The 23982-nt window shown below is 39.7% G+C and carries 25 protein-coding genes, 1 tRNA gene and 1 other annotated feature; of the genes, 7 read left to right on the top strand and 19 right to left on the bottom strand.

The features are described from left to right. Positions 1 to 20: 20 nt before the first annotated feature. The 13 genes from IGI38_RS01665 to rplU form a co-directional block, all read right to left on the bottom strand. Positions 21 to 1781 (bottom strand): PTS mannitol transporter subunit IICBA, encoded by a 1761-nt coding sequence (locus IGI38_RS01665; protein ID WP_438725923.1) that lies wholly within the window; start codon positions 1779 to 1781, stop codon positions 21 to 23. Between the two features lie 159 nt (positions 1782 to 1940). Next, positions 1941 to 2312 (bottom strand): DUF956 family protein, encoded by a 372-nt coding sequence (locus IGI38_RS01660; protein ID WP_438725921.1) that lies wholly within the window; start codon positions 2310 to 2312, stop codon positions 1941 to 1943. 110 nt (positions 2313 to 2422) lie between these two features. Continuing rightward, positions 2423 to 3334, bottom strand: a complete 912-nt coding sequence (locus IGI38_RS01655; protein WP_438725919.1) for a PTS system mannose/fructose/sorbose family transporter subunit IID — start codon at positions 3332 to 3334, stop codon at positions 2423 to 2425. 20 nt (positions 3335 to 3354) lie between these two features. Beyond that, positions 3355 to 4158, bottom strand: coding sequence for a PTS mannose/fructose/sorbose transporter subunit IIC (locus IGI38_RS01650; RefSeq protein ID WP_438725917.1), 804 nt, complete (start codon positions 4156 to 4158; stop codon positions 3355 to 3357). 33 nt (positions 4159 to 4191) lie between these two features. After that, positions 4192 to 5181, bottom strand: coding sequence for a mannose/fructose/sorbose PTS transporter subunit IIA (locus tag IGI38_RS01645; RefSeq protein ID WP_438725915.1), 990 nt, complete (start codon positions 5179 to 5181; stop codon positions 4192 to 4194). A gap of 74 nt (positions 5182 to 5255) precedes the next feature. Beyond that, the gene (locus IGI38_RS01640; protein ID WP_438725913.1) at positions 5256 to 5756 is read right to left on the bottom strand and encodes a PTS system mannose/fructose/N-acetylgalactosamine-transporter subunit IIB; all 501 of its coding nucleotides are present in this window, start codon (positions 5754 to 5756) and stop codon (positions 5256 to 5258) included. Positions 5757 to 5956: 200 nt separating this feature from the next. Further along, the gene (locus tag IGI38_RS01635) at positions 5957 to 8731 is read right to left on the bottom strand and encodes a sigma-54-dependent transcriptional regulator (protein ID WP_438725911.1); all 2775 of its coding nucleotides are present in this window, start codon (positions 8729 to 8731) and stop codon (positions 5957 to 5959) included. A gap of 401 nt (positions 8732 to 9132) precedes the next feature. Next, the gene (locus IGI38_RS01630; protein WP_438725909.1) at positions 9133 to 10572 is read right to left on the bottom strand and encodes a TrkH family potassium uptake protein; all 1440 of its coding nucleotides are present in this window, start codon (positions 10570 to 10572) and stop codon (positions 9133 to 9135) included. Between the two features lie 12 nt (positions 10573 to 10584). After that, a complete protein-coding gene (trkA, locus tag IGI38_RS01625) occupies positions 10585 to 11952 on the bottom strand; it encodes a Trk system potassium transporter TrkA (RefSeq protein ID WP_438725907.1) in 1368 nt (455 codons plus the stop codon). Between the two features lie 237 nt (positions 11953 to 12189). Continuing rightward, the gene (locus IGI38_RS01620; protein WP_438725905.1) at positions 12190 to 12456 is read right to left on the bottom strand and encodes a SemiSWEET family transporter; all 267 of its coding nucleotides are present in this window, start codon (positions 12454 to 12456) and stop codon (positions 12190 to 12192) included. Positions 12457 to 12563: 107 nt separating this feature from the next. After that, positions 12564 to 12857, bottom strand: coding sequence for a 50S ribosomal protein L27 (gene rpmA / locus IGI38_RS01615; RefSeq protein ID WP_010745708.1), 294 nt, complete (start codon positions 12855 to 12857; stop codon positions 12564 to 12566). 12 nt (positions 12858 to 12869) lie between these two features. Further along, positions 12870 to 13220 (bottom strand): ribosomal-processing cysteine protease Prp, encoded by a 351-nt coding sequence (locus tag IGI38_RS01610; protein WP_438725903.1) that lies wholly within the window; start codon positions 13218 to 13220, stop codon positions 12870 to 12872. Positions 13221 to 13237: 17 nt separating this feature from the next. Continuing rightward, a complete protein-coding gene (rplU, locus tag IGI38_RS01605) occupies positions 13238 to 13546 on the bottom strand; it encodes a 50S ribosomal protein L21 (protein WP_010740661.1) in 309 nt (102 codons plus the stop codon). 20 nt (positions 13547 to 13566) lie between these two features. Next, positions 13567 to 13638: a sequence feature (ribosomal protein L21 leader region), on the bottom strand. Positions 13639 to 13757: 119 nt separating this feature from the next. Between rplU and IGI38_RS01600 the strand changes: the two genes are divergently transcribed. The 4 genes from IGI38_RS01600 (at position 13758) to IGI38_RS01585 (ending at position 16146) form a co-directional block, all read left to right on the top strand. Continuing rightward, the gene (locus IGI38_RS01600) at positions 13758 to 14405 is read left to right on the top strand and encodes a uracil-DNA glycosylase (protein ID WP_438725900.1); all 648 of its coding nucleotides are present in this window, start codon (positions 13758 to 13760) and stop codon (positions 14403 to 14405) included. Continuing rightward, entirely contained in the window at positions 14405 to 15073 is a 669-nt protein-coding gene (locus IGI38_RS01595; protein ID WP_438725898.1) for an O-methyltransferase, read from the top strand. The genes IGI38_RS01600 and IGI38_RS01595 overlap by 1 nt, the downstream gene beginning before the upstream one ends. Before the next feature lie 99 nt (positions 15074 to 15172). Beyond that, a complete protein-coding gene (locus IGI38_RS01590; protein ID WP_438725896.1) occupies positions 15173 to 16012 on the top strand; it encodes an alpha/beta hydrolase in 840 nt (279 codons plus the stop codon). Between the two features lie 60 nt (positions 16013 to 16072). Next, a tRNA-Arg gene (locus IGI38_RS01585) sits at positions 16073 to 16146 on the top strand. Positions 16147 to 16193: 47 nt separating this feature from the next. Here IGI38_RS01585 and IGI38_RS01580 read toward each other — a convergent pair. The 4 genes from IGI38_RS01580 to IGI38_RS01565 all read right to left on the bottom strand — a co-directional run bounded on the left by IGI38_RS01580 (position 16194) and on the right by IGI38_RS01565 (position 19170). Further along, complete coding sequence (locus tag IGI38_RS01580) at positions 16194 to 16460, bottom strand: Na+-transporting malonate decarboxylase, carboxybiotin decarboxylase subunit, madB (protein ID WP_438725894.1); 267 nt, start codon at positions 16458 to 16460, stop codon at positions 16194 to 16196. A gap of 68 nt (positions 16461 to 16528) precedes the next feature. Continuing rightward, positions 16529 to 17158, bottom strand: a complete 630-nt coding sequence (locus IGI38_RS01575; RefSeq protein ID WP_438725892.1) for a GyrI-like domain-containing protein — start codon at positions 17156 to 17158, stop codon at positions 16529 to 16531. A 66-nt stretch (positions 17159 to 17224) separates the two neighbouring features. Continuing rightward, positions 17225 to 18112, bottom strand: coding sequence for a helix-turn-helix transcriptional regulator (locus tag IGI38_RS01570; protein ID WP_438725890.1), 888 nt, complete (start codon positions 18110 to 18112; stop codon positions 17225 to 17227). Between the two features lie 104 nt (positions 18113 to 18216). Next, positions 18217 to 19170: a zinc-binding dehydrogenase gene (locus tag IGI38_RS01565; RefSeq protein WP_438725888.1), complete on the bottom strand. Its 954-nt coding sequence runs from the start codon at positions 19168 to 19170 to the stop codon at positions 18217 to 18219. Between the two features lie 130 nt (positions 19171 to 19300). Between IGI38_RS01565 and IGI38_RS01560 the strand changes: the two genes are divergently transcribed. Together IGI38_RS01560 and IGI38_RS01555 are read left to right on the top strand one after the other, a co-directional pair. Further along, positions 19301 to 19666 (top strand): ACT domain-containing protein, encoded by a 366-nt coding sequence (locus tag IGI38_RS01560; protein WP_438725886.1) that lies wholly within the window; start codon positions 19301 to 19303, stop codon positions 19664 to 19666. Positions 19667 to 19940: 274 nt separating this feature from the next. After that, positions 19941 to 20303, top strand: coding sequence for a YtxH domain-containing protein (locus tag IGI38_RS01555; protein WP_438725884.1), 363 nt, complete (start codon positions 19941 to 19943; stop codon positions 20301 to 20303). Positions 20304 to 20443: 140 nt separating this feature from the next. Here IGI38_RS01555 and IGI38_RS01550 read toward each other — a convergent pair whose 3' ends face one another. Then, complete coding sequence (locus IGI38_RS01550; protein WP_438725882.1) at positions 20444 to 20944, bottom strand: signal peptidase I; 501 nt, start codon at positions 20942 to 20944, stop codon at positions 20444 to 20446. Between the two features lie 460 nt (positions 20945 to 21404). Between IGI38_RS01550 and IGI38_RS01545 the strand changes: the two genes are divergently transcribed. Next, on the top strand, positions 21405 to 22742 hold the full coding sequence (locus tag IGI38_RS01545; protein WP_438725880.1) for an MFS transporter: 1338 nt from the start codon (positions 21405 to 21407) through the stop codon (positions 22740 to 22742). A 211-nt stretch (positions 22743 to 22953) separates the two neighbouring features. On the opposite strand, the gene IGI38_RS01540 is transcribed toward IGI38_RS01545, so the two are convergent. After that, complete coding sequence (locus tag IGI38_RS01540; protein ID WP_438725878.1) at positions 22954 to 23961, bottom strand: lipoate--protein ligase; 1008 nt, start codon at positions 23959 to 23961, stop codon at positions 22954 to 22956. Positions 23962 to 23982: the final 21 nt, after the last annotated feature.

The raw sequence follows: 23982 nt of genomic DNA, 5'->3' as shown, positions 1-23982 counted from the left end.
GATTCTGTAAAAAAGACTAACTATTTCTTCAAGTTTTGAATAACTTTGTCGTATTTTTCTGAAGCGACTAAGTCAGTTAACGGAACATGGATGGCACTTGGTGTTTGTTGTTCCGCTTTGATCGTTTCATCATTATTCGTAATAATCAAAGCTGTTGTTTCATCCTTAAGCGCAGCGATTGAGACAACCGTTACAGGATAGTTCAACTCATTGTCCTTCAGTAATTTTTTCAAAATCGTTGCACCCATGTTGGCTGATCCCTTCGCTTGATCATAGCCAAAGATAATGTGGTCGACGTTTGAATAGTCGGCTAACCCTTGTACCACATCATCTGTCAGCGGCTTTTTTTCGCTGCTACCAGCCGTTTTTTCTTCTGATAAATTTTCCACGATTTCGTCATAACGTGGAGAATTCATGAAGTTTTCTACTTGAACAAACGTAGCGCTTGGTGCTTTTTGACTTGCACGATCGTGTAGTTCTTCTTGTGTTACAATCAGTGCATTTGGGTCATCTGTTAAATTGTTGATTGCCGAATTAGAAACCGGTAACGTTAATCCAGCTTTTTTCACTTTGTCCCGTAAAACAGAGGCTCCCATCGCACTTGATCCCATACCAGCATCACAAGCGAAGATGATTTTATTGATATTGCCGAACATTTCTTGATTGTCCATTTTTACTGCATCTTGACCTTTTGATTGCGCTTTTGCGTCAGCCATTGCCGCTTGATTAGCAGCCAAGTCATCTTCTTCACTGTTATCAGATTTGATGATGATCATAGCAACTAAGAATGACACGAGACAGCCTACAATGATCCCCGCCAGATTCGCCAAGATAGCGTCGGGTGGTGTCATTGCCATAATCGCAATGATTGAACCTGGTGACGCTGCTGCTCGTAAACCTGCGCCTAACAATTGGAATGTAAATGTTCCAGCAACCCCACCAGCCATAACAGCTAGGAATAAAAGAGGTTTCATCATTACGTATGGGAAATAAATTTCATGAATCCCACCCAAGAATTGGATAATGATTGCTCCTGGGGCAGAAGATTTTGCCGCACCCTTACCAAATAATGTGAATGCTAACAGGATTCCTAAACCTGGTCCAGGGTTTGCTTCTAATAAGAATAGAACCGATTTCCCTGCTTCTGCTGCTTGTTCAATTCCCAACGGTGTTAAGATACCGTGATTGATCGCGTTGTTTAAGAACAAAATTTTTGCTGGTTCAATAAAGATATTTGCTAAAGGTAATAAATGCATGTTGATAATTGATTCAACACCTGCAGCCATTAAATTCGTTAGTGATTCAACAACTGGCCCAATCGCATAAAATCCTAAAACTGCGAGAGCAAAACCAATCAACCCAGATGAGAAGTTATTGACCAACATTTCAAAACCAGCTTTGATCTTCGTTTGGAAAGCGTCATCAAATTTCTTGATACACCAGCCGCCCAAAGGTCCCATCATCATAGCGCCGATAAACATTGGTACATCCGATCCGACGATAACACCCATCGCTGCGATTGCCCCGACTACTGCACCACGTTGTCCATGAACCATGCTACCACCTGTATAAGCGATTAATAATGGCAGTAAGTAAGAAAGCATTGGTCCAACTAAAGTAGCAAGTGATTCATTTGGGAAATAGCCATCTGGGATAAATAAAGCAGTGATAACCCCCCATGCGATAAATCCTCCAATATTCGGCATCACCATCCCTGATAAATGACTTCCGAGACGCTGGACTCTTGCCTTAAGTCCACCCTTTTGTCCAGTAGCTTCCATTTCTTTTTCCTCCTTAAGAAATAATATAAAATGATTTCGTTTACATATTTATCATAGCTCCTGTGGTATCCGCTTTCAACGAAATGTAGATAGAGCTTTGGCACAGAAGTTTGTGCCAAAATTAAAAAGCCGCTTATCACAAAGATAAACGACTTTTTTCTATTTATTTAACTTATTGCGAACCCCGCGTTTAATGACATCGAAAAAGCCTAATGATTGAACCATGTGGTCCGGATCGACATATTCACGAATCGCTCGCAAAACCTTTTTTGGTTCCTTTGAAGCAAATGAGTACGTGCCATTCTTTTTTGTTTGTATCGCATAACGAGGTATCCATTTGCCCTTGAAAACAACAGAAGCAACAACATAATCCACTTCTTCCCAAGGTATTTGAACAAATTTTCTAGCATCGCGATTATTAAAAAATTCAAACCCTTTGTCACCAATCATAATTTTCCCATAATCAGCAACACCTAAGTACGAGGTAGCATCGATCGTCAAATCGACCTTTGTATTGATTGACTGAACCATTAGACCTACTCCATTTCCATATATGTATCTGTTAGACTATTATACTTATTTTTTTAGTATTAAGCAAAAAATGCTCGGGCAAGCCCGAGCATTTTCTATCGATGACTTTCTTACATAATACCTAATACGTGCAAGCCAACACCAACTACGAACAAACCTAAGATGATAACGATTGGAGAAACTTTTTTCTTCAATAACCACATGCAAAGTAATGTCAATAGCAACGCAGCAAGACCAGGGATCAATGAGTCTAAGTTATCTTGTAAAGTAGTTACTTTAGAACTATTTAATGCAAGACCAGAACCTTGTTGCTCTAAAGCAGCCTTGATTCCTTGAGCGCCAGCAGGTAATTTATCCCATTCGATATAAGCACCTTTGTCTAGTTTTACAGTTGAAACGATCGGTGTAAATTTCACATTTACCCACCGTTGAACTAATGCTCCTAGAACGAACATACCTAGGATAGATGCACCTTTAGTAACTTTTTGTAACAATCCGCCTGAAAGGTCATCAGTGATTTTAGAACCCGCACGGTAGCCGAATTCTTGAGTGTACCACATGAATGCCCAACGAATGATATTCCAAGCAAGGAAGAAGATGATTGGTCCTAAGATATTTCCAGCTAAAGCTAGAGAAGCACCTAAGGCACCTAACATCGGACGTACAGTAAACCAGAATACTGGGTCACCAACACCGGCTAAAGGTCCCATCATACCAACCTTAACCCCTTGAATAGCTACATCATCAACTGGTGCGCCATTTGCACGTTCTTCTTCCAGTGCAAGTGTAACCCCCATGATAGGTGAAGCGATATATGGGTGAGTATTAAAGAATTCCAAGTGACGTTGCATTGCTGCTGTCCGGTCTTCTTTTGTTGTATATAATTTTTTGATCGCTGGTAAAATTGCATAACACCAGCCACCATTTTGCATACGTTCATAGTTCCAAGAACCTTGAATGAAGGTAGAACGCCATGCAACGGCTAAACGATCTTTTTTCGATAATGAAATTTTTTCTGCCATTTTATTTTCCTCCTTCAAGATTAATAATCATTCAAAATGTCGCCTAGCGGATCTCCAGTATTGCCTCCGCCACCATTAGATCCACCACCAGAGCTTTCTTGTAGGTTCAAGTAGATCAAAGCGAATGCAACTGCGATAACACCTAGTGCGATCAACGTTAATTCAGAAAGTGCTGCAATGGCGAAACCAATTGCAAAGAATGGCCATACTTCTTTTGTAGCCATCATGTTGATAACCATAGCGTAACCAACGGCAACAACCATACCACCACCGATAGCCATACCATCTGTCAACCATGCAGGCATTGATTCTAAGAATCCACGTACAGTGTCAGCAGGAATTACTAATAGTGCAGCTGCAGGGATCGCGATACGAACACCTTGCATACATACAGCGATGATGTGCCACATTTCAACTTTGCGCATCTCACCTTTTTCAGCTGCAGCATCCATAAAGTGAACAACTGGAACGGCTAAAGTACGAACGATCATTGTTAAGAACAAACCAGCAACGGCTAGAGGAACAGCGATTGCGATAGCTGAAGAAACGCCCTTAACCCCTTGACCACCTAAAACTAAAATAATTGCAGACGCAACAGATGCCAATGCAGCATCCGGTGCTACGGCAGCCCCGATGTTTGCCCAACCTAAGGCGATCATTTGAAGTGAGCCGCCAAGAACGATCCCAGCTTCTAAATTACCGGTTACTAAACCAATTAATGTACATGCCACTAGCGGTTGGTGGAATTGGAATTCATCCAAAATCCCTTCCATACCTGCTAGAAAGGCAACGATTACTACTAATACCATTGAAATACCAGACATTATAAGCCCTCCTATATAAGTTAATTATGTTGCTTAAGCGTTTTTTAATTCATTTTTTGCTTTGTTCAGGATTTCATCCATGTTGTCTTGAGAATCATTTGGCACTTTACGTACGTCAAACTTGATTCCTTTTGCTTTCAATTTCTCAAAAGTATCAACATCGTCTTGACCCATTGACAATACTTTACTTACTACGACTTTCCCTACCGAGTGAGCCATTGATCCAACATTGATTTCTTTAATATCAACGCCGCCGTCAACAGCACGCAATACATCTTGAGGATTTTCAAATAGTAACAACGCTTTTGTATTTCCGAAACGAGGGTCTTTTGAAATTTCGATCATTTTATCAACTGGGATAACGTTTGCCTTAACGCCTGGAGGAGCAGCTTGTTCGATCAATCTCTTACGAAGATCATCTTTAGCTACCGCATCTGAAACAACAATGATCCGACTAGGACCAGTTGTTTTCGTCCAAGCAGTTGCAACTTGACCATGAAGTAAACGAGAATCCACACGAGTTAATACAAACTTGATGTGACCATCACCTAAAACAGTTCCTTCTGGAATTGCTCCTGTTGGTTGATTTCCTTCTGCCGCTACTGGAGCCGCTTCAGCTGGTTCTAATTCTTCTGGACGAATTCTTACGCCTTCTTTTGCTGTTGCAGAAATATGAGCAGCAATTTCATGTGCAGTTTCCATCGAGAAACGTGAAGCATAAGCTTCAATCAACATTGGTAAGTTCATACCGGCAACGATTGCCCACGTGTCTTTGTGTTCTTCAAACAAACTATTCGCTTGATTGAAAGGAGTTCCACCCCAAAGATCGACTAAGAACAATACTTCGTCTTGGTTTTCGAAAGAGGCGATTGCTTCTTTCATTTTTGCCTTAACGTCATCAGGACCTTCACTCGGCATCAAAGTTACTGCTTTGACATTTTTTTGTTCTCCAAAGATCATCGCTCCGGATTGCAAGATACCATTAGCGAATTCACCATGACTGGCAATGATAATTCCTACCATCTTTATACCTCCTACTATTATTGTTACAGCTCAAAAATATAAATAAGTTCTAAAAACCTGTAACCAAAATTAATTTACTGCAGCATCTTCTCTTTTTTGATCAATTGCATCAGATCTGTTTTCCGGTCTGTCGGCACTTGACGAATCTCTAATTCGACATCCGCCTTTGATAGTTCAAGAAAACATTTTACATCATCACTATCAATAGAAATAAAATTCGTGATCATTTTCTTTCCTTCACTAAATCGCATTCCGCCGATATTAACCGATTTTAAGTCAACACCTGCTTCAACGACCTCGACTACATCTTGCGGAGAAGCAAACAACAACATAATTTTCATTCCATCAAACAATTGATCTTGATACACTTCAATCAGTTTTCTTTTTGTGACGACATTGGACTTGATCCCTGGTGGTGCGGCTTGTTTCAGGAGGAACTTACGCAACTCATCATTCGCAACTTCATCACTAACCACTAAGATTCGCTCGATCCCTGTTGCTTTGGACCAAACTGTCGCTACCTGACCATGAATCAAACGATCATCGATACGAGTGAGTCGAATATCCATTACCATCCCACCACCTCCTGCTACTACAAGGCTCAGACGCTAAAAGACTTGTGCTACATTTTTTTGAGTACAGTATCATACACGTACTCACTTATAATAAAGCAAGTATCGTGCCAAAATACACTAACAAGGAATTCTTTATTTATCGCATTTATAGCGATACACAAAAAAGGATACAGAATACTGTATCCTTTTTTGTGTATTATTTATACTTTAATTTCTTCATTATTCTTAAGCAATTGATAAATATAGTAGCGTTCTGAAGTCGGAATCTTGATTCGCAGCTGACTTTCTAACTCATTGAGGCCACGATTCATTACAACATTATCTGTAACACTTTGATAAATACGTTCTGATTCTTCATCAATTTTCAATGGTTGCTGTAAAATCCCACGTTCAATCGTACCTGCCATGTGCATCACAAAATTTACCATCAATGCATAATGAGAGGATTCTCCATCACTGGTTATCACCGTTTCAGCAAGACGCCAAAGTGGATCGATCAATTTATTCGGATTAATGAAGGTAAAACTTTCTTTCATAAAATTAATACACAATTCACGAGCCTTAGTTGCGTCTAAGACAACTTCCTCTTGCTCAGACAAATCATTCTCCAGTAAAAGCTCATCTAGAATCTGATCGGCTTTTTGATTAATAAATTTCTCCATTGGAATATATGGCGCTCCTACTTTAGGATCCATGATCCCGGTCGTTGCCAAAATTTTGAAGTCTTCTTTAAACTCTGGAACCTTAGTTTTAATATCCGCAACAGCTAGTGTTAAGACATGAATATGTTTCAAGTTTCGTTGTTTCAATGGGCGCTCGATGATTTCTTTTAAGCGCTGTGCCGTTCCCTCACCAGAGGCGCAAATTGCTAAAATTGCCTGTTTTTCCTGAGGCTCATTTTTTTCTTGAATAACGCGGCCGTAACCGCGGAAGCCTTGCAAGGATTCGTATAGTTCGTCTACACCTGAGCCTAACACACTCGATTTACGAGCTGCTTCGATCAACAAAGGGGTTGTGACCATGTCTAATGTGCAAACTTCGATTCCCGTATCTTTTTCGATCTCCTCATTAAAGGTCGCTAACGAACCCATGTCTACCATAATCAATACACCGCTGCCCTCATCGATTTGGGTTACGGCTTCACGCATTTTTTCATAAGCGACGCGCGGGTGCATATCTAACGGCATATCAACAGAAATAATATTTGAGACATCTAGTAATTCGCGAACAACTTGTGCCATTGATGTTGCAGTGCTATTTCCATGTGCTGCCACGACCACACCTATCTTGCCAGAAGATTGATCCTCTCGCAAAGAAACCAGTAGGACCGTTAAATAGTAATCTTCACTATCAGGAATCACGACTTGGAACTCTTTCTCCACTAGTCGACGAATTTCACGAGCAACCGTGAATTCAGTCGGATAATCTTTTGCCATTTCGCGAATATTCGCATTAGTCTCACGCGTTTCTCCCACATGAATTTTTTTCAAGAAGGAAGAAATATGAAGACTCATCGCATAAATGAAATTTTGCTGGAAATGGGTCTCCAAACGTTCACTGACAAGCGCGGCGATTTTATTGCTGACTTCAATTACATGCTTATCGACAAACTCGGTCAATCGGGTCTCCGTATCAAAGGTAAAACCATGGTCTTTATAGAATGATTTCAAATGGACATTAATGTCTGTAGAGATAAAATGATTGATGGTTTCTTGATCCAAGCCTTCTGTTTTTAATAGAGCTGCTTTATCACCGATGATATCATACAAATTATACGGCAGCTCATAGGTATCTGTTTTGATTAATTCATCGATCTCATTAGGCGTCACAACCATTTCTGGTTCAAGATATGGCGAGATGTCCGTTGACTTAATCCGATCCGCAGAGAGCTGAACTAAACTGGCTTTGATTCCCTCTGTTAGATCATTCAATGTAATATGAATTTCTTCTTGCATCATATGATTCATAAATCCACGAGCACAAATCAACTGTACATTAGATTTTAACTGTCCGACATTTCCATAGGAGACACTGCCCAGCAATGCCTTCACAACATCTTCGGTCAATGTGATTTTTCGCTGGATTCGATTCGCTTCCATCGCTACCATCACACGAACTAGATCTAGCTGTTCCGCTGCTGGTCGGCTGCTAAAGGCAGGCATTTGAATATTGATCGGAATACGGCGGACAAATGTATCTAATAATGCTGAATGAGGATCTTCTGTGGTTGCCCCCACAATCCGGACATTAGCGAACCGATTTTTGCCGGTTTCCCCTAGGCGGCTATAGGTTCCATGATCCATAAAGTAGAAAATCATTTCTTGACCTTCTGGCGGCAAACGATGAATCTCATCCAAGAACAGCATTCCGCCATCGGCTTGCTGGATCAGACCGTCCTTTTCGATATCTGCACCAGTAAAGGCACCTTTCTCATAACCAAATAAATGACTCATCAATAATTCTGGATTATTTGCGTAGTCGGCACAGTTAAAAACGACTAACTCACGATCGGATTCAACAACACCTTCTGTTTGAGCAAACTGAAACATCGCATGGGCAAAGAACGTTTTACCAGAACCTGTTGGTCCGGTGATCAGACAATTTAATCCGCGAGGCGGGTATAAAATAGCCGCCTTTGCTTGTTCGACAGCATTACGCATACTGCCTGCTGAACCAATAATCTGGGTAAAAACATTTCCGGTATTCTGGTTCAAAATCTTTTTCTCTGGCGGCTCCACAGCTGTTGTTTTGACTGGAGGGACTTCTTTATCAAACGACATTTCTACTGACTGGGTCGAAATAAAATAGCGAACGGGTCTTCCTTCACTTTTACTCAGTTGCCCGTCCTTAACAAGGAGATTTAAATCTTTACTGGCATTTGTCCGTTGGATATCCAATGAATCCGCAACATCTTTCGTCGTTACATTGGGATTTTCCGAAACAAAGCGATAAATGCGGTCAATTCGTCGTTCCATTCAGTCACCTTCTTTATTAGTGTATTCCATATTATCAATCATCTATAGTTTTTATTAAAATGTCAAATATTTTGCTGTAAAATAATACACTATATTTTTTAAATTTGAAAGTTTTTGGGAATTTATGCTTCCTGCCTTAAATAATTTTAACTTTTTTAATAACTTCTTAGTACCTCATTTTTCAAACGACGTTTTCATACCGAGTTTCTTCTATTATATAAAGAGAATAACCTAGATTCTTTTTCTAATCGAAAAAAATTATTTATTATTCTGTAGATCTGCCAATCAAAGTATAATATGTAATTTCAACAAAGGAAACCTCAATTTTATGTCCAGAAACTTAGACATAAGAAAAGTCTTATCCAAACACCGGATAAGACCTTTAAAAGAAGTATCTTTTTTTAACTCTTCCAGAAAGATTTTGAAAAGAGTAATAAGATAGGAAACATTTCTAATCTGCCTGCCAACATGGCAAAAGACAATGTCCACTTAGAAAGATCAGATAAAAAACCAAAATTCCCCGTAGGACCAACCGCCTTGAAACCTGGACCAACATTATTGATACATGTTGCTACAGCAGAAAAAATCGTTTGGAAATTGATATTTTCTAGTGAAAGTATCAACAGTGATACCACAAAAACGATTAGATAAAGAACCAGATACGCATGAATATTCCCAATCGTCTTAGGGGCAATGGTTTCTCCATCATACTCTAACGATGTCACGCTTCGTGAATGAACAACTTTTTTCATTTCCTGAAGCGCATGTTTAATCAGCATTTGAATTCGTGAAACCTTGATTCCGCCACCCGTAGATCCGGCACAGGCTCCGATAAACATTAACAGCAATAAGATCGTTTGCGAGAACAGCGGCCAATGATCATAGTTTGTGGTAGTAAAACCAGTTGTCGTAATAATCGAAGCAACTTGAAATACAGCATACCGAAACGCCTTCAGATATGATGGATATTGAGAAGCAATATTTACCGTAATCAAAATTGTTGCTGCTGCAATAACACCTAAATACCCGCGCAGCTCTTCACTTTTCAGTACAGGGGCAATCTTTCCGATTAAAAAGAAATAAATCAAATTAAAATTGATCCCAAATAAAATCATAAAAACTGTAATAACCCCATCAATATAGGCACTGTTGTACCCAGCAATCCCAGCATTGCTCATGGAAAAACCGCCTGTTCCTGCGGTTGCAAAGGAATTCAGCATACTATCAAAAATCGGCATACCGCCAAAAGCTAATAAAATAATCTGAACGAGCGTCAGCACAGTATAGATCACATATAGAATGCGGGCCGTCACACGTACTTTCGAGACCAATTTACCAATAATCGGGCCTGGCATTTCCGCCTTTAGAATATGCATCGTTCTTCCAGAAGCTATCGGAATAAAAGCTACAGTAAATACTAAGATACCCATGCCGCCAATCCAGTGCGTGAAGCTTCGCCAAAACAAACTTGCATGGCTGATATTACTAAGTGTGGGCAGGATTGAAGAACCAGTTGTTGTAAACCCGGAGACCGTTTCAAAAAAAGCATCCGTAAACGATGGAATCTCTCCAGACAGCATAAAGGGCAACGCACCAAATAAGGATAGCAATGTCCAGCTGACCCCTACAATAAAGAACCCCTCTTTAGCAAAAATATTGCGATTCTTAGGTTTTTTCCAACTTAATAGTGTCCCAACAATAAAGACAAATACTGCCACAACGGCGTACGATACACTCTCTTTTTCATGATAAACCAGTCCGGCAATACACGGAAGAAGCAATAGAATAGACTCTACTTTTAACAATTTGCCTATAGTAAATACAACCATTTTCTTATTCATAGTGCTTCACCGCTATCTCCTCACCAGATCATTCAAACTACAAATTTTCCGATCCGTAGTAATGATCACGATATGATCTTTTAGGCGAATCTCTGTGTCGCCTTTTGGAATAACAAACCCTCGTTCTCTAGAAATTGCAGCTATCAATATATTATTTTTTAATTTCACCTCGGATACTTTTTTGTTTAAGAAGCTCGTTTGCGGCGTTACGACGAATTCCATCGCATCCACATCATCATTAAACAGATGATGCAGTGTTTTCACGCTGCTATCGTCATCCTTATTATTTTTCGCGCGAACATACCTTAGAATATGTGTGGCGATGATATTCTTAGGTGAGATAATACTATCAATGTCTAATTGATCCAAGACATTCATGAAATTTGTCCGCGTGACTTTAGCCACGGTCTTCTTGGCTTTCATTTGTTTCGCATATAACGAGATCACAATATTTTCTTCATCAAGTCCAGTTAATGCGAGAAAGGCATCAACAGATTCGATCCCCTCTTCAATCAAAACCTCTTCATCACTGCCGTCCGATTCAATAATCGTGGCTTCAGGAAGTTTGATTGAGAGGTCCAAACAACGTTTTGGATCATTTTCAATAATCTTAACTTGAATACCATGTTCACTTAGTTGACGGGCCAGGTAATACGCAATCCGCCCACCACCAACAATGATGATCCGCTTGGTTTTTTGCTCAAACAAATTAATATCTTGGCAAAAGCGAACCAAATCTCGATGTTGCCCCATGACATGAATGCGATCACCCTGTTCAAGGATAAAGTTGCCATCTGGGATAATCAGCTCACCCTTGCGACGAACAGCACAAATCAAAACATTGGTTTTAGATACCTTCGACAACCGATTCAAGGGAACCCCAATCAAGCGTGCATTTTCTTTCAAACGAAATTCAGCTAATTCGATTTTTCCACCAACAAAAGTATCTACCTTAAACGCTGAAGGAAATAACAGAATACGGCGAATTTCATTCGCTGCTTCCAATTCTGGATTAATGATCATGGATAAGCCCAACTGATCACGCATAAAAGAACGCTGTTTCAAATATTCTGGGTTACGAACCCGAGCAATTGTATTTTGGGCACCCATTTTTTTCGCCATTAAACAAGCCAAAATATTCAATTCATCAGACTGTGTCACAGCGATAAAAATATCCGTGTCATCGACACCTGCTTCCGCCAATATATCGTAGGTTGCACCATCACCTACCACACCCAATACATCATACTGATTAACGATCGCTTCTACCTTTTCTGCGTATAAATCGACTACAACTACATCATAATCATAATCTTCGTCAGATAAATGCTGAGTCAAGGCTTTACCCACTTTACCAGCACCCAAAACAATAATTTTCATTCTATCCCCCTGCTTTAAAATTGATATTCTTATTCTCCATTCTAGTCCTTTCCACAAGGGAAAACAACGGACTTTCTATCGATAATCTACTCATAATTGCACAATAATTCACCCAATTTTAAATAATTTTGGATAAAAATGAAGCAGAAAAAAATAATTTCAAATACAAGCAAAATAAAGAAGCATCTAAAGCAGAAATTCCGCTTTAAATACTCCTTTGTACAGTTCTTCGAAAGGCTATAGCAATGCCGTAATAAATGTGATTGCTCCTAAAAATACACCAGGTACATTGGCAATGATAATCGGATAATCCTTTTTCTTTTGCATCGATGCGTAAATCACCCAAAAGATACAGTTAACCATCGCTACCATCGGCTGAATCGGATTCCCCTTATTCCCCGCTAAGTTGCTCATAATTTGCGGGATATATGATACATACATCAGTACTGATAAAACGGATGCGATCCTGCCAAAAATTAATACTGTTCGTTCTTTCTTGCTCACAAAAAAACACCTCAAACTTCTTTCCTTACTAAAATAGTAACTTAAGTTAGAAAAAGAAGCGAAAAAAAAGTCCTAACCCTGCGAACAGGATTAGGACTTCAACATTCTTAAGCTTCTTGAGCGACTGGGTATACAGACACTTGTTTTTTGTCGCGACCTTTACGTTCGAAACGTACCACGCCGTCAACTTTAGCAAACAATGTGTCATCGCCACCGATACCTACGTTTACACCAGGGAAAATTTTAGTACCACGTTGGCGATAAAGAATTGATCCACCAGTAACAGTTTGACCGTCAGCACGTTTAGCACCTAAACGTTTTGACTCTGAGTCACGTCCGTTAGAAGTTGAACCGCCACCTTTTTTATGGGCGAATAATTGTAAGTTCATATTCAATAACATGAGCTGCACCTCCTATGATTTAGATTCTGTAAGGATTTCAATGAAATCCAAATACTCAGTTTCGATTGATTGCAAGCCTAATAATAAATGCTCTAACAAAATTTGCGAGATATTCATCTGCTCTTGGGTCATGGAATCATCTAGATTCAATGATACATGAAGATAACCACCTTCATCATCGTTCGTCTCGATGTTTGGAATGACGCCTGCTAGTGCATCCAAGCTATTTACTGTGCTGATGGCTAATGCGGAAACGGCGGAACACACGATATCACTACCGTAAGGACCTGCTTCTGCATGACCCGTCAGTGTAAATTCGCTGATTTGGCCTGCTTGATTTCGAGTGAATGTACCTTTGATCAACTTAGGCACCTTCTTTTTTAAGCTTTGATTGAGTCAATGACAACTTTAGTGTAAGGTTGACGATGACCTTGTTTACGGTGTGAATGTTTTTTAGGTTTGTATTTGAAAGTAACGACTTTCTTTTGTTTGCCGTGTTTTTCTACAGTTCCTTCAACAGTTGCACCTTCAACGATAGGAGCTCCTACTTTTGTAGATTCGCCGCCTACTAAAACAACTTGGTCGAAGACAACTTTTTCGCCAGCTTCAACGTCTAATTTTTCAATGTAGACTGCTTGACCTTCTTCAACTTTGATTTGTTTACCGCCAGTTTTGATGATTGCGTACATGCTTGTGGCACCTCCTTAAATTATATACTTAGACTCGCCATCCCAAGTGACCGAAGTACTTAATAACTTGTTCTGTGCGGTTGTAGCTGTGGGTTCCACAATTACAACATTCATAGTTTACTAAAAAAGATAAGGCAAGTCAATGATTATTTATTGACGCGCGCGCTGCTTTTTTCTACTATTAGAAGGATGACAAAGCGAGGTGTGATAAATGGACTATCCAAAAGAGTTGGTTGAATTAGTAGCAAATCGTTCAAAAGAGTTTCAGCTTGAAGGGTTCATTACCGGACAAGGGCCGCTTCAGCCAAAATTAATGGTCGTAGGTGAGGCGCCTGGCCGGAATGAAGTTGTCAATCACATTCCTTTTTCTGGCGCAGCGGGGAAGGAATTGATGCAGGCAATGACAGCGATTGGATTAACGCGGGAAAACACCTACATTACCAGTGCTGTCAGGAGTCGTCCTTATAAAATCGTAAAGCGAATGAACAAACGGACTCAGGAAAATGAGACCGTTTATCCTAATCGCACACCAAGTAAAAAAGAAATACTCGCTCACGCTCCAATTTTGGATTATGAGTTAGCAATCATTCAACCCAAAATCATCGCGACGTTAGGCAATATTGGTTTGCAACGGCTGCTTGGACCAAAATGGCAGATCAGTGAGCGTCATGGCGAGGTCTATCATGGTCCTGTACTTGAACTGAACGCAGAACAAACCAATTATCAACTATCAGAAAAAGAATACACGATCGTCCCCCTATTTCATCCTGCGGCGATTTTTTATAATCGTTCCTTAAGTGATAAAATTGAGGACGACTGGCGAATACTCGGAAAATTATTAGAGAAAGAGGAAGAATAATGCGTAACGAAATGATGTACCGTCCAATTATTAATGAAGATATTTTACACTACTTACGAACCGAGCAAAAACAATTAACTGGCTCATTAGGTGAATTAGAAGAACTGGCCCATGAAAATGGTGTACCTGTTATCCCCCATGAAACAGTTGTCTTCTTACAATTTTTATTGAAACAGAAACAACCGAAAAATGTTTTAGAGATTGGTACTGCGATCGGGTTTTCTGCCAGCTTGATGGCGGATTCGATTAGTAAAGAGGCCAAAATTACGACAATCGATCGTTTCCCAGTCATGATTGAAAAAGCAAAGGCGAATTTTGCAAAACTTGGTTTAGAGGATCAAGTGACTTTATTAGAAGGCGATGCCGCAGATTTACTTGGCTCTTTAACAGGACCATACGATTTTATATTTATGGATAGCGCAAAATCAAAATACATCACATTCTTACCTGAATGCTTACGTCTACTATCAGATGACGGGGTATTAATGGTGGATGATATTTTCCAAGCAGGAACAGTATTGCAACCGTTAGACGAAATTCCTCGCAAGAATCGTGCGATCCATCGCAACTTGAATGAATTTTTGGAAGTAGTCACAAAATCACCAGAGCTCTCTTCGACCTTGCTGCCTTTAGGTGATGGTGTCGCCTTAATCTCAAAAAACAACTAAATGATGGCGGAAATTTGAAACTTTTTTGAATTTCCGCCTTTTTGCTTGTACCTGAAAAAAATTGGCGTACACTAAGGAACTGAAATGGAGGAATTTCCTATGAAAAACAAAAAAATAGGAGTCATTCTATCAATCCTATTCGTGTGTGTCCTCGGATTCGTTCTATTTGAAACAAAAGATCATGTTCAGGCTTCGAAAAATCCAACCGATCCTTTGCCGATCCCTGCACCGGTAATCATGGTTCCGGGAACAAACGGCGATGTCGATCGCTTCGATCGTTTAGTTGATTCTTTAAAACAGACAGAAAAGAATGTCGATGAAATAAAAATCACGGTAAATAAAGATGATTCAATTACTTCTTCAGGTCACTTTACTAAAGATACAAAACGTCCGATCATTGCAATCGCGTTCGAAGATGGCTCTGATCCATCGTTGCCAAAACAATCTCGCTGGTTCCAAAAAGCGTTGGAATATGCTGAAAAATACTATACCTTCAATACTTACGACTATCTGGGTTATTCCAACGGCGGATTGATTTTAACAGGATATTTGGAGAACGAACAGAAAAGCAATGATCCTTCACTCTATCATTTGATTACATTAGGCACTCCTTACAATGACACGTCATGGGATTATAATGACAACAGCGCAACGTTCACTAAACCCAAGGCTGAAAGTGATCTATTGAAGTATTACTTGAAAAACAAAAAAAATATTCCAAAGAATATCACCGTCTATAACATTGCCGGAAATGTTGATAATCAAAATTCAGATACTACTGTTCCATTGACGAGCGTTCTTGCTGGACGACTGATTTATGGCGACAGTGAAAAATATAAGGAGATCATCGTAAACGAACAAGCCGACCACGGTTCGCTGATTGAGAATCCAAAAACACTGAAACTAATCAAAGAATATCTTTTTGAATCTGTTAAATAACGAATTAGCATTGACAATCAAGAGTAGTTTTTCTATAATAGCAATTGTTGCAAAACTACTGTCACAGTAGCTCAGCTGGATAGAGCATCCGCCTTCTAAGCGGACGGTCGGGGGTTCGAATCCCTCCTGTGATGTCAAAAACCGTTAGAGACTAGGTCTCTAACGGTTTTTCTTTATATTTTTATTCTTTGTCTGTCTTTGGTACCATAACTAACGCGCACATCGCTAAACCTAATACGATGAATAGAACTGCGCCGATTGCATTGCCCTTTGTCAGCATCGCAAAGGCGATCGTACCGAATAGGCTGGCAACAGTTAAAATGATTCCTGATTTTTGGATCCCTGTCAATTTGGCGAAAGAATTTCTAAAACCGATCGTCAATAATAAAGAGCCTACAAATGAAGCAATCCCAAAAACAATGTGTCCCATCAAGATAAGATTTTCCATGTCTCCACCTCCCTCAGAACCACTATACTAGATGTTCTGAAGGAAGACGAAGATTGTGCTTGGATACGTTACTCTACTTGATAGCGTAAAATCGTACGACGTTTTTCTGGTGCTGTTTTTCTGGCATCATTTAGATAGATTTCTCGATGAAGATAGCTGCTGCGTGTTAGACCATTCTCTTTAACGAATTGATCCATCTTTTGGAATGAAGCTGGCTCGTCATCAAATGAACCCAGATGCAGCAGCTGAACACATTTCCCATCCTCAATTGTTTCAAAGGAAAGCTCGCTTAATAAGTCATTCGGTTCTTTCTTTTGCACAGCAGCTACAGCTGTTTCGAACATCTCTTGCGTGATCCAATCCGGTTGACGCAACATAATCTTGTACTCGAAGCTTTCTTTATCAGTAATATCATCGACATTTTTCGTAGACCAAATACCTTCTAATGGAAAGATTGCAAATTCAGAATACTCAAACTCGCTTTGCAGCTCCTGGTGTGCCTGATAAAATTTTTTGAAGCCCATCTTAATACTCCAAGCGACCGGATAAAGCACTCCTACTCGTTCAGAAAACTCTTGATTGTTGGGATTCCCCTCACCTTGAATCGTAAGAAATTTCTGTGGTGGAACCGTCACAATCTCAACTTTCTTTTTAGTACCATATAAATGCTTCTCTTGTTTTTTCCAATCATATTTCATTTCTTTTCCCTCACTTTCAACTTTGACTTCATTATAGCGAGCATAACCTGCAACCTCGTGTCAGGTTTAATAAATAGTTTTTAATTGATCGATTTTTTTGCTCATTTCCTTTCGAACAGAAGCAGGAGCTAAAACTTCTAACTGCCCGCCAAAGGAAAGCAGAAAACGATACAAACTGTCATTCACCGGATAATCCGCCGAAACCAGCAGTCGTCCATCCACTCCCACATCGATCGTTTCGTAATTTTCATAAACATGATAGGCCAACTCTGGTGCGAAAGCTAAGTGAATCCTAAGCTTTTCGGTCGTATAAATATTTTCCGGGCGAAGTACTTTTTCTGGCGCTTCGCGTTCAAAGCTTTCGACTGTCACTTGCATGTCTCTGATCCGTTTAAGTTTAAAGAGTCGATAATCTTGTTTATCACAGCAATAGGCATAGACATACCATTCTCTTGCTTTAAAAATAAGTTTTAACGGTTCAACTTTACGATCTGAAGCAGCTTTTTCTCGACTAGAGTAACGAAAAGCAATACGCGACCTTTGAAAAATGGCCTTTTGCAGCGTTTGAAACAGCTCTTCATTTCGCGGATTCCAATCTGAAAAATCGATCTCAATCCAATTAGCCGTCTGTTTCTGAAAGACACTACCCATTTTTTTCAGCAAGGCTTGGTTCCTTTTCTCGTCGACGCCGCTCATTCCTTGTAAAGCAATCAGAATTTGATTTTGCTCCTCCTCTGAGATCAGCGAACGGTTCAAAACAAAATTTTCAGGCAAGAAAATCCCACCGCCTTTTCCCTGTGTCGTATAAACAGGAATTCCTGCAGCACTCAAGATATCAATATCGCGATAAATCGTGCGAATCGAAACTTCAAATTTTTCTGCTAGCTCTGGTGCGGTCGTCCTTCCCTTATCCATTAAATAGTAGACCATTTGAAATAAACGATATTCTGCCATAAGATTCACCTCCATGATTAGTATATCATCGAGAACCTGCAAGCATATGTCAGGTTATAAAAAAACACCATCTGACTAGTCAAATGGCGAGTAAAAAAATTTTTTTACGGCTTCAACAACACTTTTCCGATGCTTTGCCCTGTTTCTAAATAGTCGTGGGCCTTTTTACCGTCAGCTAATGAAAAAATGGTAGGTTCGCTGATTTTGATTTGCTTTTTAATAAAGTAGTCGAACAAGCGCTCACTGCGTCTTCTTCTTTCTTCATAACTGGTTAGGTAATCCCATAGATCCCCTGTCAAAATACTTTTCGATTCAGACATTAAAGCGACGGGATCAATTTTTATCGGATCACCGCCAGCCATACCGAAAAATACAACTTTCCCTCGATGCTGGATCAATGCTAAACTTTGCTGAATCGTAGAACCAACACCGTCATAAGCGGTTGCGAATTGACCTTCGATGGCTTCAATCCAAGAATTTTCACGGCTTGGAAAAACTTCTTTTACTCCGTGTGATAATGCTAAGGCTTGTTTTTCTGTTGATGAAGCAGATCCATAAACATGGATTCCATCTGCTATCAACATTTGTGAAAGTATCTGGCCAACGCCGCCACTGATCCCCGTAATGAATACTTTCTCGCCAGGTGCATTCCGCCCTAGATCATGGGCAAGAAAATCAGCAGTCATTCCTTGCAAACCAATACTGGCAGCTAATTTACTATCGATCCCTGCAGGCAATTGAATCGCTCGTTCGCTCGGCACTGCTACATATTCAGCATTTGCGAGTGGTACATCCACAAACAAAACAGTTTCTCCGACTTTTTGCTTTGTCACCTTTGCGCCAATTTCAACGATAACGCCAGCACCTTCGTACCCATTGATGTAAGGCTCCTGTTTTTCAATAGAATACTCGCCTCGTCGACGATAGATATCCGCAAAATTCAAGCCGATATAATCAACTTTGACTAATACTTCATTGTCTTTAATCTCTGGTTTAGGCAGCTCTCCGTATTGAAGAACCTCACTGCCGCCAAATATTTCAAAATATAATGCTTTCATCACGAATACTCCTTTTGTTCTTTTCTCAAATATACTATGGAGAGGATGTCACGGCAAAAAATCGGATTGCATTCCTTTAACTCCTCTGATAAATTTGAAAGATCATGATTCATTGAGAGGAGCAACTTGAATGAAATTAGTAACTTTACCACAAGAATTATCTGTTTATAAGGTAGCAAACTTAAATTTGATCGATTTAGCACAACAACCGCTTTTCATTGGTATAACGGATGAAGAGGTATCAATCGTTTCTGCAACGGATAAGGTTCCAACCGATACGATCGAATGCGAAGATGGTTGGAGAGGGGTTAAGATTGAAGGGGTATTGGATTTCAGCCTTGTCGGAATTCTAGCAAAGATCGCTTCATTGCTAGCAGAAGCCGGCATCAGTATTTTTGCTGTTTCAACGTACAATACTGATTATATTTTAGTTAAAGCAGACAAATACGAAGCGTCTATTGAAACTTTGCGTGAAGGTGGATACACTGTCGTTTAGTATTTTTGACCTAGCTGGAGCTGTGTTTTTTGGCAATTTTCGGAATTGTCTTCTTAGTTCTTGACGCTGAACACTTAGGAGTCGGCCTCCTTTCATTTCACTCCCATTTTTTTATTTTTCCAGCCTTTTATCCGATATGAAAATAGGACTTTGGTTGGACGAAACGCTTCCGCTTTTCTCTTATTATGAGAGTGTAGTAATAAAGCGGAAATAAAAAATAAAAAAAGATTTTGACGTTGATGCCACACTTAGTAGAAATCAGGAGGATTTAAAAATGAAAAAAAATGGGTTAGATATTACAGTATTGATTTTGGGAATTGCTTGTATTGGATTGTTAACGGTGAATCGTTACATTTTCCGTCCAGTATGGCATACGGGATTTCGAACAGAATTAAGAGAAGTGAAAAACGAAATCAAGAATGGCTTAAACGAGGGTAAAGATGAAATCAAAGAAGCTAAAAACGAAATCAAAGAGGCTTCCAAAGAAGTCAAAAGTGAATTAAAAGAAAAAAGTAAAGAAACCAAGCGTGAGTTGAAAGAAAACCGTAAAGAAGCAAAAGAAGAAATGGAAGAAGCCAAAAATGAAGTCAAAGAGGCTAAAAACGAAGTCAAAGAATCTTTGAACCTGTCGTATTAATAAGATTATAAGAAAGGCTTCACGAACAAGCTTTTGGCTTACTGCCGAGATGCTAGTTCGTAAAGCTGGACATGGATATCGCTGCTGCTAAGCGATTTATTTATACTTACTGTCAAGACCTTCCATAGTGGAGGTCTTTTTTAGTCTGCTTGACGCAGCTTACTTTTCAGGTCACTTTGGAAAAATAAAGTCGAGAAAGTCATCAGAATAGCGCCAACAAACAGACTGATTTTTAAAATATTCATTGCTTCCGTATCTGCTAGAAAACCAATATAAGGTAAATAGAAACGCGGTCGTCCGATCAAATTCCGTTCATGAACCAACCCCATTTCGGCTTTATCCGAATTATCTCCCTTAACAAAGTAGCCGTCGATCGTATTATCCAAAGCGAGCACTCGCCTAGTCTTGATGGCCTTTCCTTGATTCTCATAATATGTAATCGTATTGCCGACGTGGATCGGCTCCGACACGTCCTTCACAAAAACTAATCCGCCCTTATGATATTCTGGCGCCATTTTATTGTCTGAAATCACGTAAGGTGTGACATCCAGAGCTTTTGGAATAACAATCGTCAGGATCGCCAATAAGAATAGCAAGAAAATCGAAAAAGCATAAACAACAGTTATTTTTTTATTCTTCAACTGCCCCTTCATCCCCCTAAAAAAAGAAAATCGTTCTATTAACATCATATCATATTAAGCAAAAAAAACTATTCTTTAGTTGTTAATTGAGTAAAAAACAAAATTTATTTTGATTGAAAACACCAATATGTTACTATTATAATAGCATTAAATACAGATTATTTTCTTTTTTTTAACGAAAGGGTGTTATTCCATCATAACGAATATAGACAACGGTCGATTTCCTAGACCAAATAAAAGGCGCAGCTTAATTTTAATAATATCAGTTATTTTAATAACAATCGCTTTTACTAGCATTAAGATCATAAATGAGATTAAAAAAACAAACGTCCAAGAATTACAGGATCGTTGGACATTTATCATCAAGGATCATTCAGATCATTATATTTTTGGCAAAACAGGGCAGCGCTTAACGAGCATCCATCCCAATAATGCTCTTATTATGCAACAACAGTTAGAAATGAAGTTAAAAGATCCCCAGCTAGTCGTGCAAACAAATCATCAATGGCTCTCTATCTATGTCGGTGAAAAGCTGATCTATAAGTATGGGGCCACTGATATGCAAAAAGAGCCCGGGATTTTACAGACGACTGTGCATTTGCCTAAGAATTACCAGCAACAAAAATTGCGGATCATTACGAAGACACCCTACGACTATTATGCTGGGATTCCCGCTCGAGTATTTATTGGCGAAACAGCTGAAGTAAGCCGTTTCTTTATTCTGCATTCCCTACCGCAGTTGTTGCTTCTAATCAGCTGCTCGACCTTGATCGTACTAATGGTGATCGCTCTCTTTTTAAAACCAAACATGTCGCGAAAGAGTTTTATTTCATCGCTGATTTTGATTGGCTTTACTTTTTTAGTAGGGGTGCAATCAATTGTTTTGAATATTCCTGCCAGCACGATATTCGGGCCTAGGACATTATCGATTCTATATAATCTAACCGCAATATTGATTCCCGTCTTTTTGACTAATTACTACCTGCTGCGAACCAAAAAATATCAGCACTACTATCTCTACGGTGTCGGTTCACAAATTTTTCTTTTAATCCTTGGGTCGCTTTGTATCATTGCCGGAAAATTATCCCTGCCGAGCGCCGTACAGATTTTCAGTGGATTCAACGTTTTCATGACGCTGTATACGGCAGCGATCGCTTTGGCGGAATCAGCTGACCATAATCGTTTTTATACCTTTTGTTCGCCAGGAATTATTATGGCTGCCTTTATCCATTGTTTCTTCTACATCCAACTTTTTGCCGGGGCAGCGAACTTAACGATTGATTGGCCCTTGATTCTGTTTGGCGGATTGATGATTTTGATCAGCGGGTACCATTTTGAGGAGGATATCCGATTTATCCAACGTAGCCGGAGCAAGCAACAGGAGCAAACGCAGCTGCTGCTCTTAGCGAAAGAAAAACGAGACAACTTGCTAACAACTTTTAAATTGTTAACAGAAAAGGAAGCCGCTTGGTCTGACCAAACGCCAAATTTATCTCACCTTCTTCAGCAGGTGCAGAATTATTATCAAAAAGAATTTCGCAAGCAAGCAAAGTTCTTCTCCTGCCGACTGGCTGTCAAAGAAGACGCGGAAATGCTGAATGAGGAAAATTTGAGTTTGATGATCCAATTGTTCGAAAAATTTTTGAATGACAGACGCTTCGGCACTATCGATATCACGATTCAACAAAAACAGGATCAGTTGATTATTGAAAGCAACACAAGCGCCTTCACTCGGCACTCTTTTGATGCGTCGGTTGTTTCAACGACTCCAATTGATAAACACGAAGAGTTGGAATAAGCCGTTAGACGGTCGAATGGCGACTGGCAATGGCAAAATAAAGAAAAGCAGCAGTATTTTAAAATCACATTGGGACTATAAGAGGTTGTGTCAGAAGTGGTCAGCTTCAAGAAATTTCGGCTTATTTCCGAGGAAGCTAATTCTGTCACACCGTTTATGCGAAAAAATGAGCTATGACAAAACTTTTGTCATAGCTCATTTAATCTTCTATTTAGTAAATCAATCCTAAAAAGTCTTCTTTAGTGATATTCCCAAAGTAATGGGTCAAATCGATTTGATCAATACTTGCTTCTAAAGCTTGCTTTTCATAGCGTGTGCCGATCAATTGATTTTCGACGTCTTTGATTTCACCTAGTCCGAAGAAGTCGCCGAAGACTTTGGCTTTCTCGATTGCTCCATTGGCAACATCCAAGCGAACCTCGATCGAACCGATTGGAAAACGCTTTTGTCGTTCCAAGTTGAATTCTGGAGAACGGCCATAATTCCAGTCCCAGTTTTTGTAGTACGCATCAGAGATTTGATTGATCGCCTGCCAGTCTTCCTCGTTCAGCTTATGAGTCTTAACCTGATCCACACTGTCTACACCAAAAATTTGCAAAAGAATTGCTTGACGGAATTCTTCGGTCGTCATGTCTTGTTTGTCTGTTGGCAGATAATCTTTGATATTCGTCACACGTGAACGAATCGATTTAATACCTTTTGATTCGATCTTGTCTTTTTTGACCTTCAAGGCATTGACCACCTCGTCGATATCGCTGTCGAACATCAAGGTTCCGTGCGCAAACATCCGGCCGTTGGTCGAATACATAGCATTGCCTGAGAATTTTTTATCCTCAATTACCAAGTCATTTCGCCCTTTTAATTGTGCCCCTTTGATTCCTAGTTTATGCAGGGCCTCGACAATGGGTTCGGTTAATTTTTTGAAATCCCTAAAAGAGTTGCCGTCATCTGGCATAATGAAGCTGAAATTCAAATTTCCAAAATCGTGATACACAGCGCCGCCGCCACTTAACCGGCGAACGACATGAATCCCTTTTTCATCCACATACTCTTTATTGATTTCTTCGATCGTATTTTGGTTACGGCCAATGATAATCGACGGTTCATTGATATAAAAAAGCAGGATTGGCTCATCTAGCGGCATATTCTGCAATAGATACGTCTCGATGGCAAGATTTACTCGTGGATCACGTTCTTTGTCATTTGGTACATATAGCATGTTTCCAGCTCCTAACTCCAA

The organism is Enterococcus sp. AZ128 (assembly GCF_051714485.1).
Classification (GTDB): domain Bacteria; phylum Bacillota; class Bacilli; order Lactobacillales; family Enterococcaceae; genus Enterococcus_A.
This window is presented reverse-complemented; position numbering and strand designations above follow the sequence as displayed.

Excerpts from the sequence above, each read along its gene's own strand:
- IGI38_RS01545 (WP_438725880.1), top strand. The coding sequence starts at position 21,405 with ATGAAGTTAAAAGATCCCCAGCTAGTCGTGCAAACAAATCATCAATGG.
- IGI38_RS01655 (WP_438725919.1), bottom strand. The coding sequence starts at position 3,334 with ATGGCAGAAAAAATTTCATTATCGAAAAAAGATCGTTTAGCCGTTGCA.
- rplU (WP_010740661.1), bottom strand. The coding sequence starts at position 13,546 with ATGTACGCAATCATCAAAACTGGCGGTAAACAAATCAAAGTTGAAGAA.
- IGI38_RS01590 (WP_438725896.1), top strand. The coding sequence starts at position 15,173 with ATGAAAAACAAAAAAATAGGAGTCATTCTATCAATCCTATTCGTGTGT.
- rpmA (WP_010745708.1), bottom strand. The coding sequence starts at position 12,857 with ATGTTATTGAATATGAACTTACAATTATTCGCCCATAAAAAAGGTGGC.
- IGI38_RS01580 (WP_438725894.1), bottom strand. The coding sequence starts at position 16,460 with ATGGAAAATCTTATCTTGATGGGACACATTGTTTTTGGGATTGCTTCA.
- IGI38_RS01630 (WP_438725909.1), bottom strand. The coding sequence starts at position 10,572 with ATGAATAAGAAAATGGTTGTATTTACTATAGGCAAATTGTTAAAAGTA.
- IGI38_RS01570 (WP_438725890.1), bottom strand. The coding sequence starts at position 18,112 with ATGGCAGAATATCGTTTATTTCAAATGGTCTACTATTTAATGGATAAG.
- IGI38_RS01595 (WP_438725898.1), top strand. The coding sequence starts at position 14,405 with ATGCGTAACGAAATGATGTACCGTCCAATTATTAATGAAGATATTTTA.
- IGI38_RS01575 (WP_438725892.1), bottom strand. The coding sequence starts at position 17,158 with ATGAAATATGATTGGAAAAAACAAGAGAAGCATTTATATGGTACTAAA.
- IGI38_RS01650 (WP_438725917.1), bottom strand. The coding sequence starts at position 4,158 with ATGTCTGGTATTTCAATGGTATTAGTAGTAATCGTTGCCTTTCTAGCA.
- IGI38_RS01540 (WP_438725878.1), bottom strand. The coding sequence starts at position 23,961 with ATGCTATATGTACCAAATGACAAAGAACGTGATCCACGAGTAAATCTT.
- IGI38_RS01645 (WP_438725915.1), bottom strand. The coding sequence starts at position 5,181 with ATGGTAGGAATTATCATTGCCAGTCATGGTGAATTCGCTAATGGTATC.
- IGI38_RS01635 (WP_438725911.1), bottom strand. The coding sequence starts at position 8,731 with ATGGAACGACGAATTGACCGCATTTATCGCTTTGTTTCGGAAAATCCC.
- IGI38_RS01640 (WP_438725913.1), bottom strand. The coding sequence starts at position 5,756 with ATGGTAATGGATATTCGACTCACTCGTATCGATGATCGTTTGATTCAT.
- trkA (WP_438725907.1), bottom strand. The coding sequence starts at position 11,952 with ATGAAAATTATTGTTTTGGGTGCTGGTAAAGTGGGTAAAGCCTTGACT.
- IGI38_RS01600 (WP_438725900.1), top strand. The coding sequence starts at position 13,758 with ATGGACTATCCAAAAGAGTTGGTTGAATTAGTAGCAAATCGTTCAAAA.
- IGI38_RS01665 (WP_438725923.1), bottom strand. The coding sequence starts at position 1,781 with ATGGAAGCTACTGGACAAAAGGGTGGACTTAAGGCAAGAGTCCAGCGT.
- IGI38_RS01555 (WP_438725884.1), top strand. The coding sequence starts at position 19,941 with ATGAAAAAAAATGGGTTAGATATTACAGTATTGATTTTGGGAATTGCT.
- IGI38_RS01660 (WP_438725921.1), bottom strand. The coding sequence starts at position 2,312 with ATGGTTCAGTCAATCAATACAAAGGTCGATTTGACGATCGATGCTACC.
- IGI38_RS01565 (WP_438725888.1), bottom strand. The coding sequence starts at position 19,170 with ATGAAAGCATTATATTTTGAAATATTTGGCGGCAGTGAGGTTCTTCAA.
- IGI38_RS01560 (WP_438725886.1), top strand. The coding sequence starts at position 19,301 with ATGAAATTAGTAACTTTACCACAAGAATTATCTGTTTATAAGGTAGCA.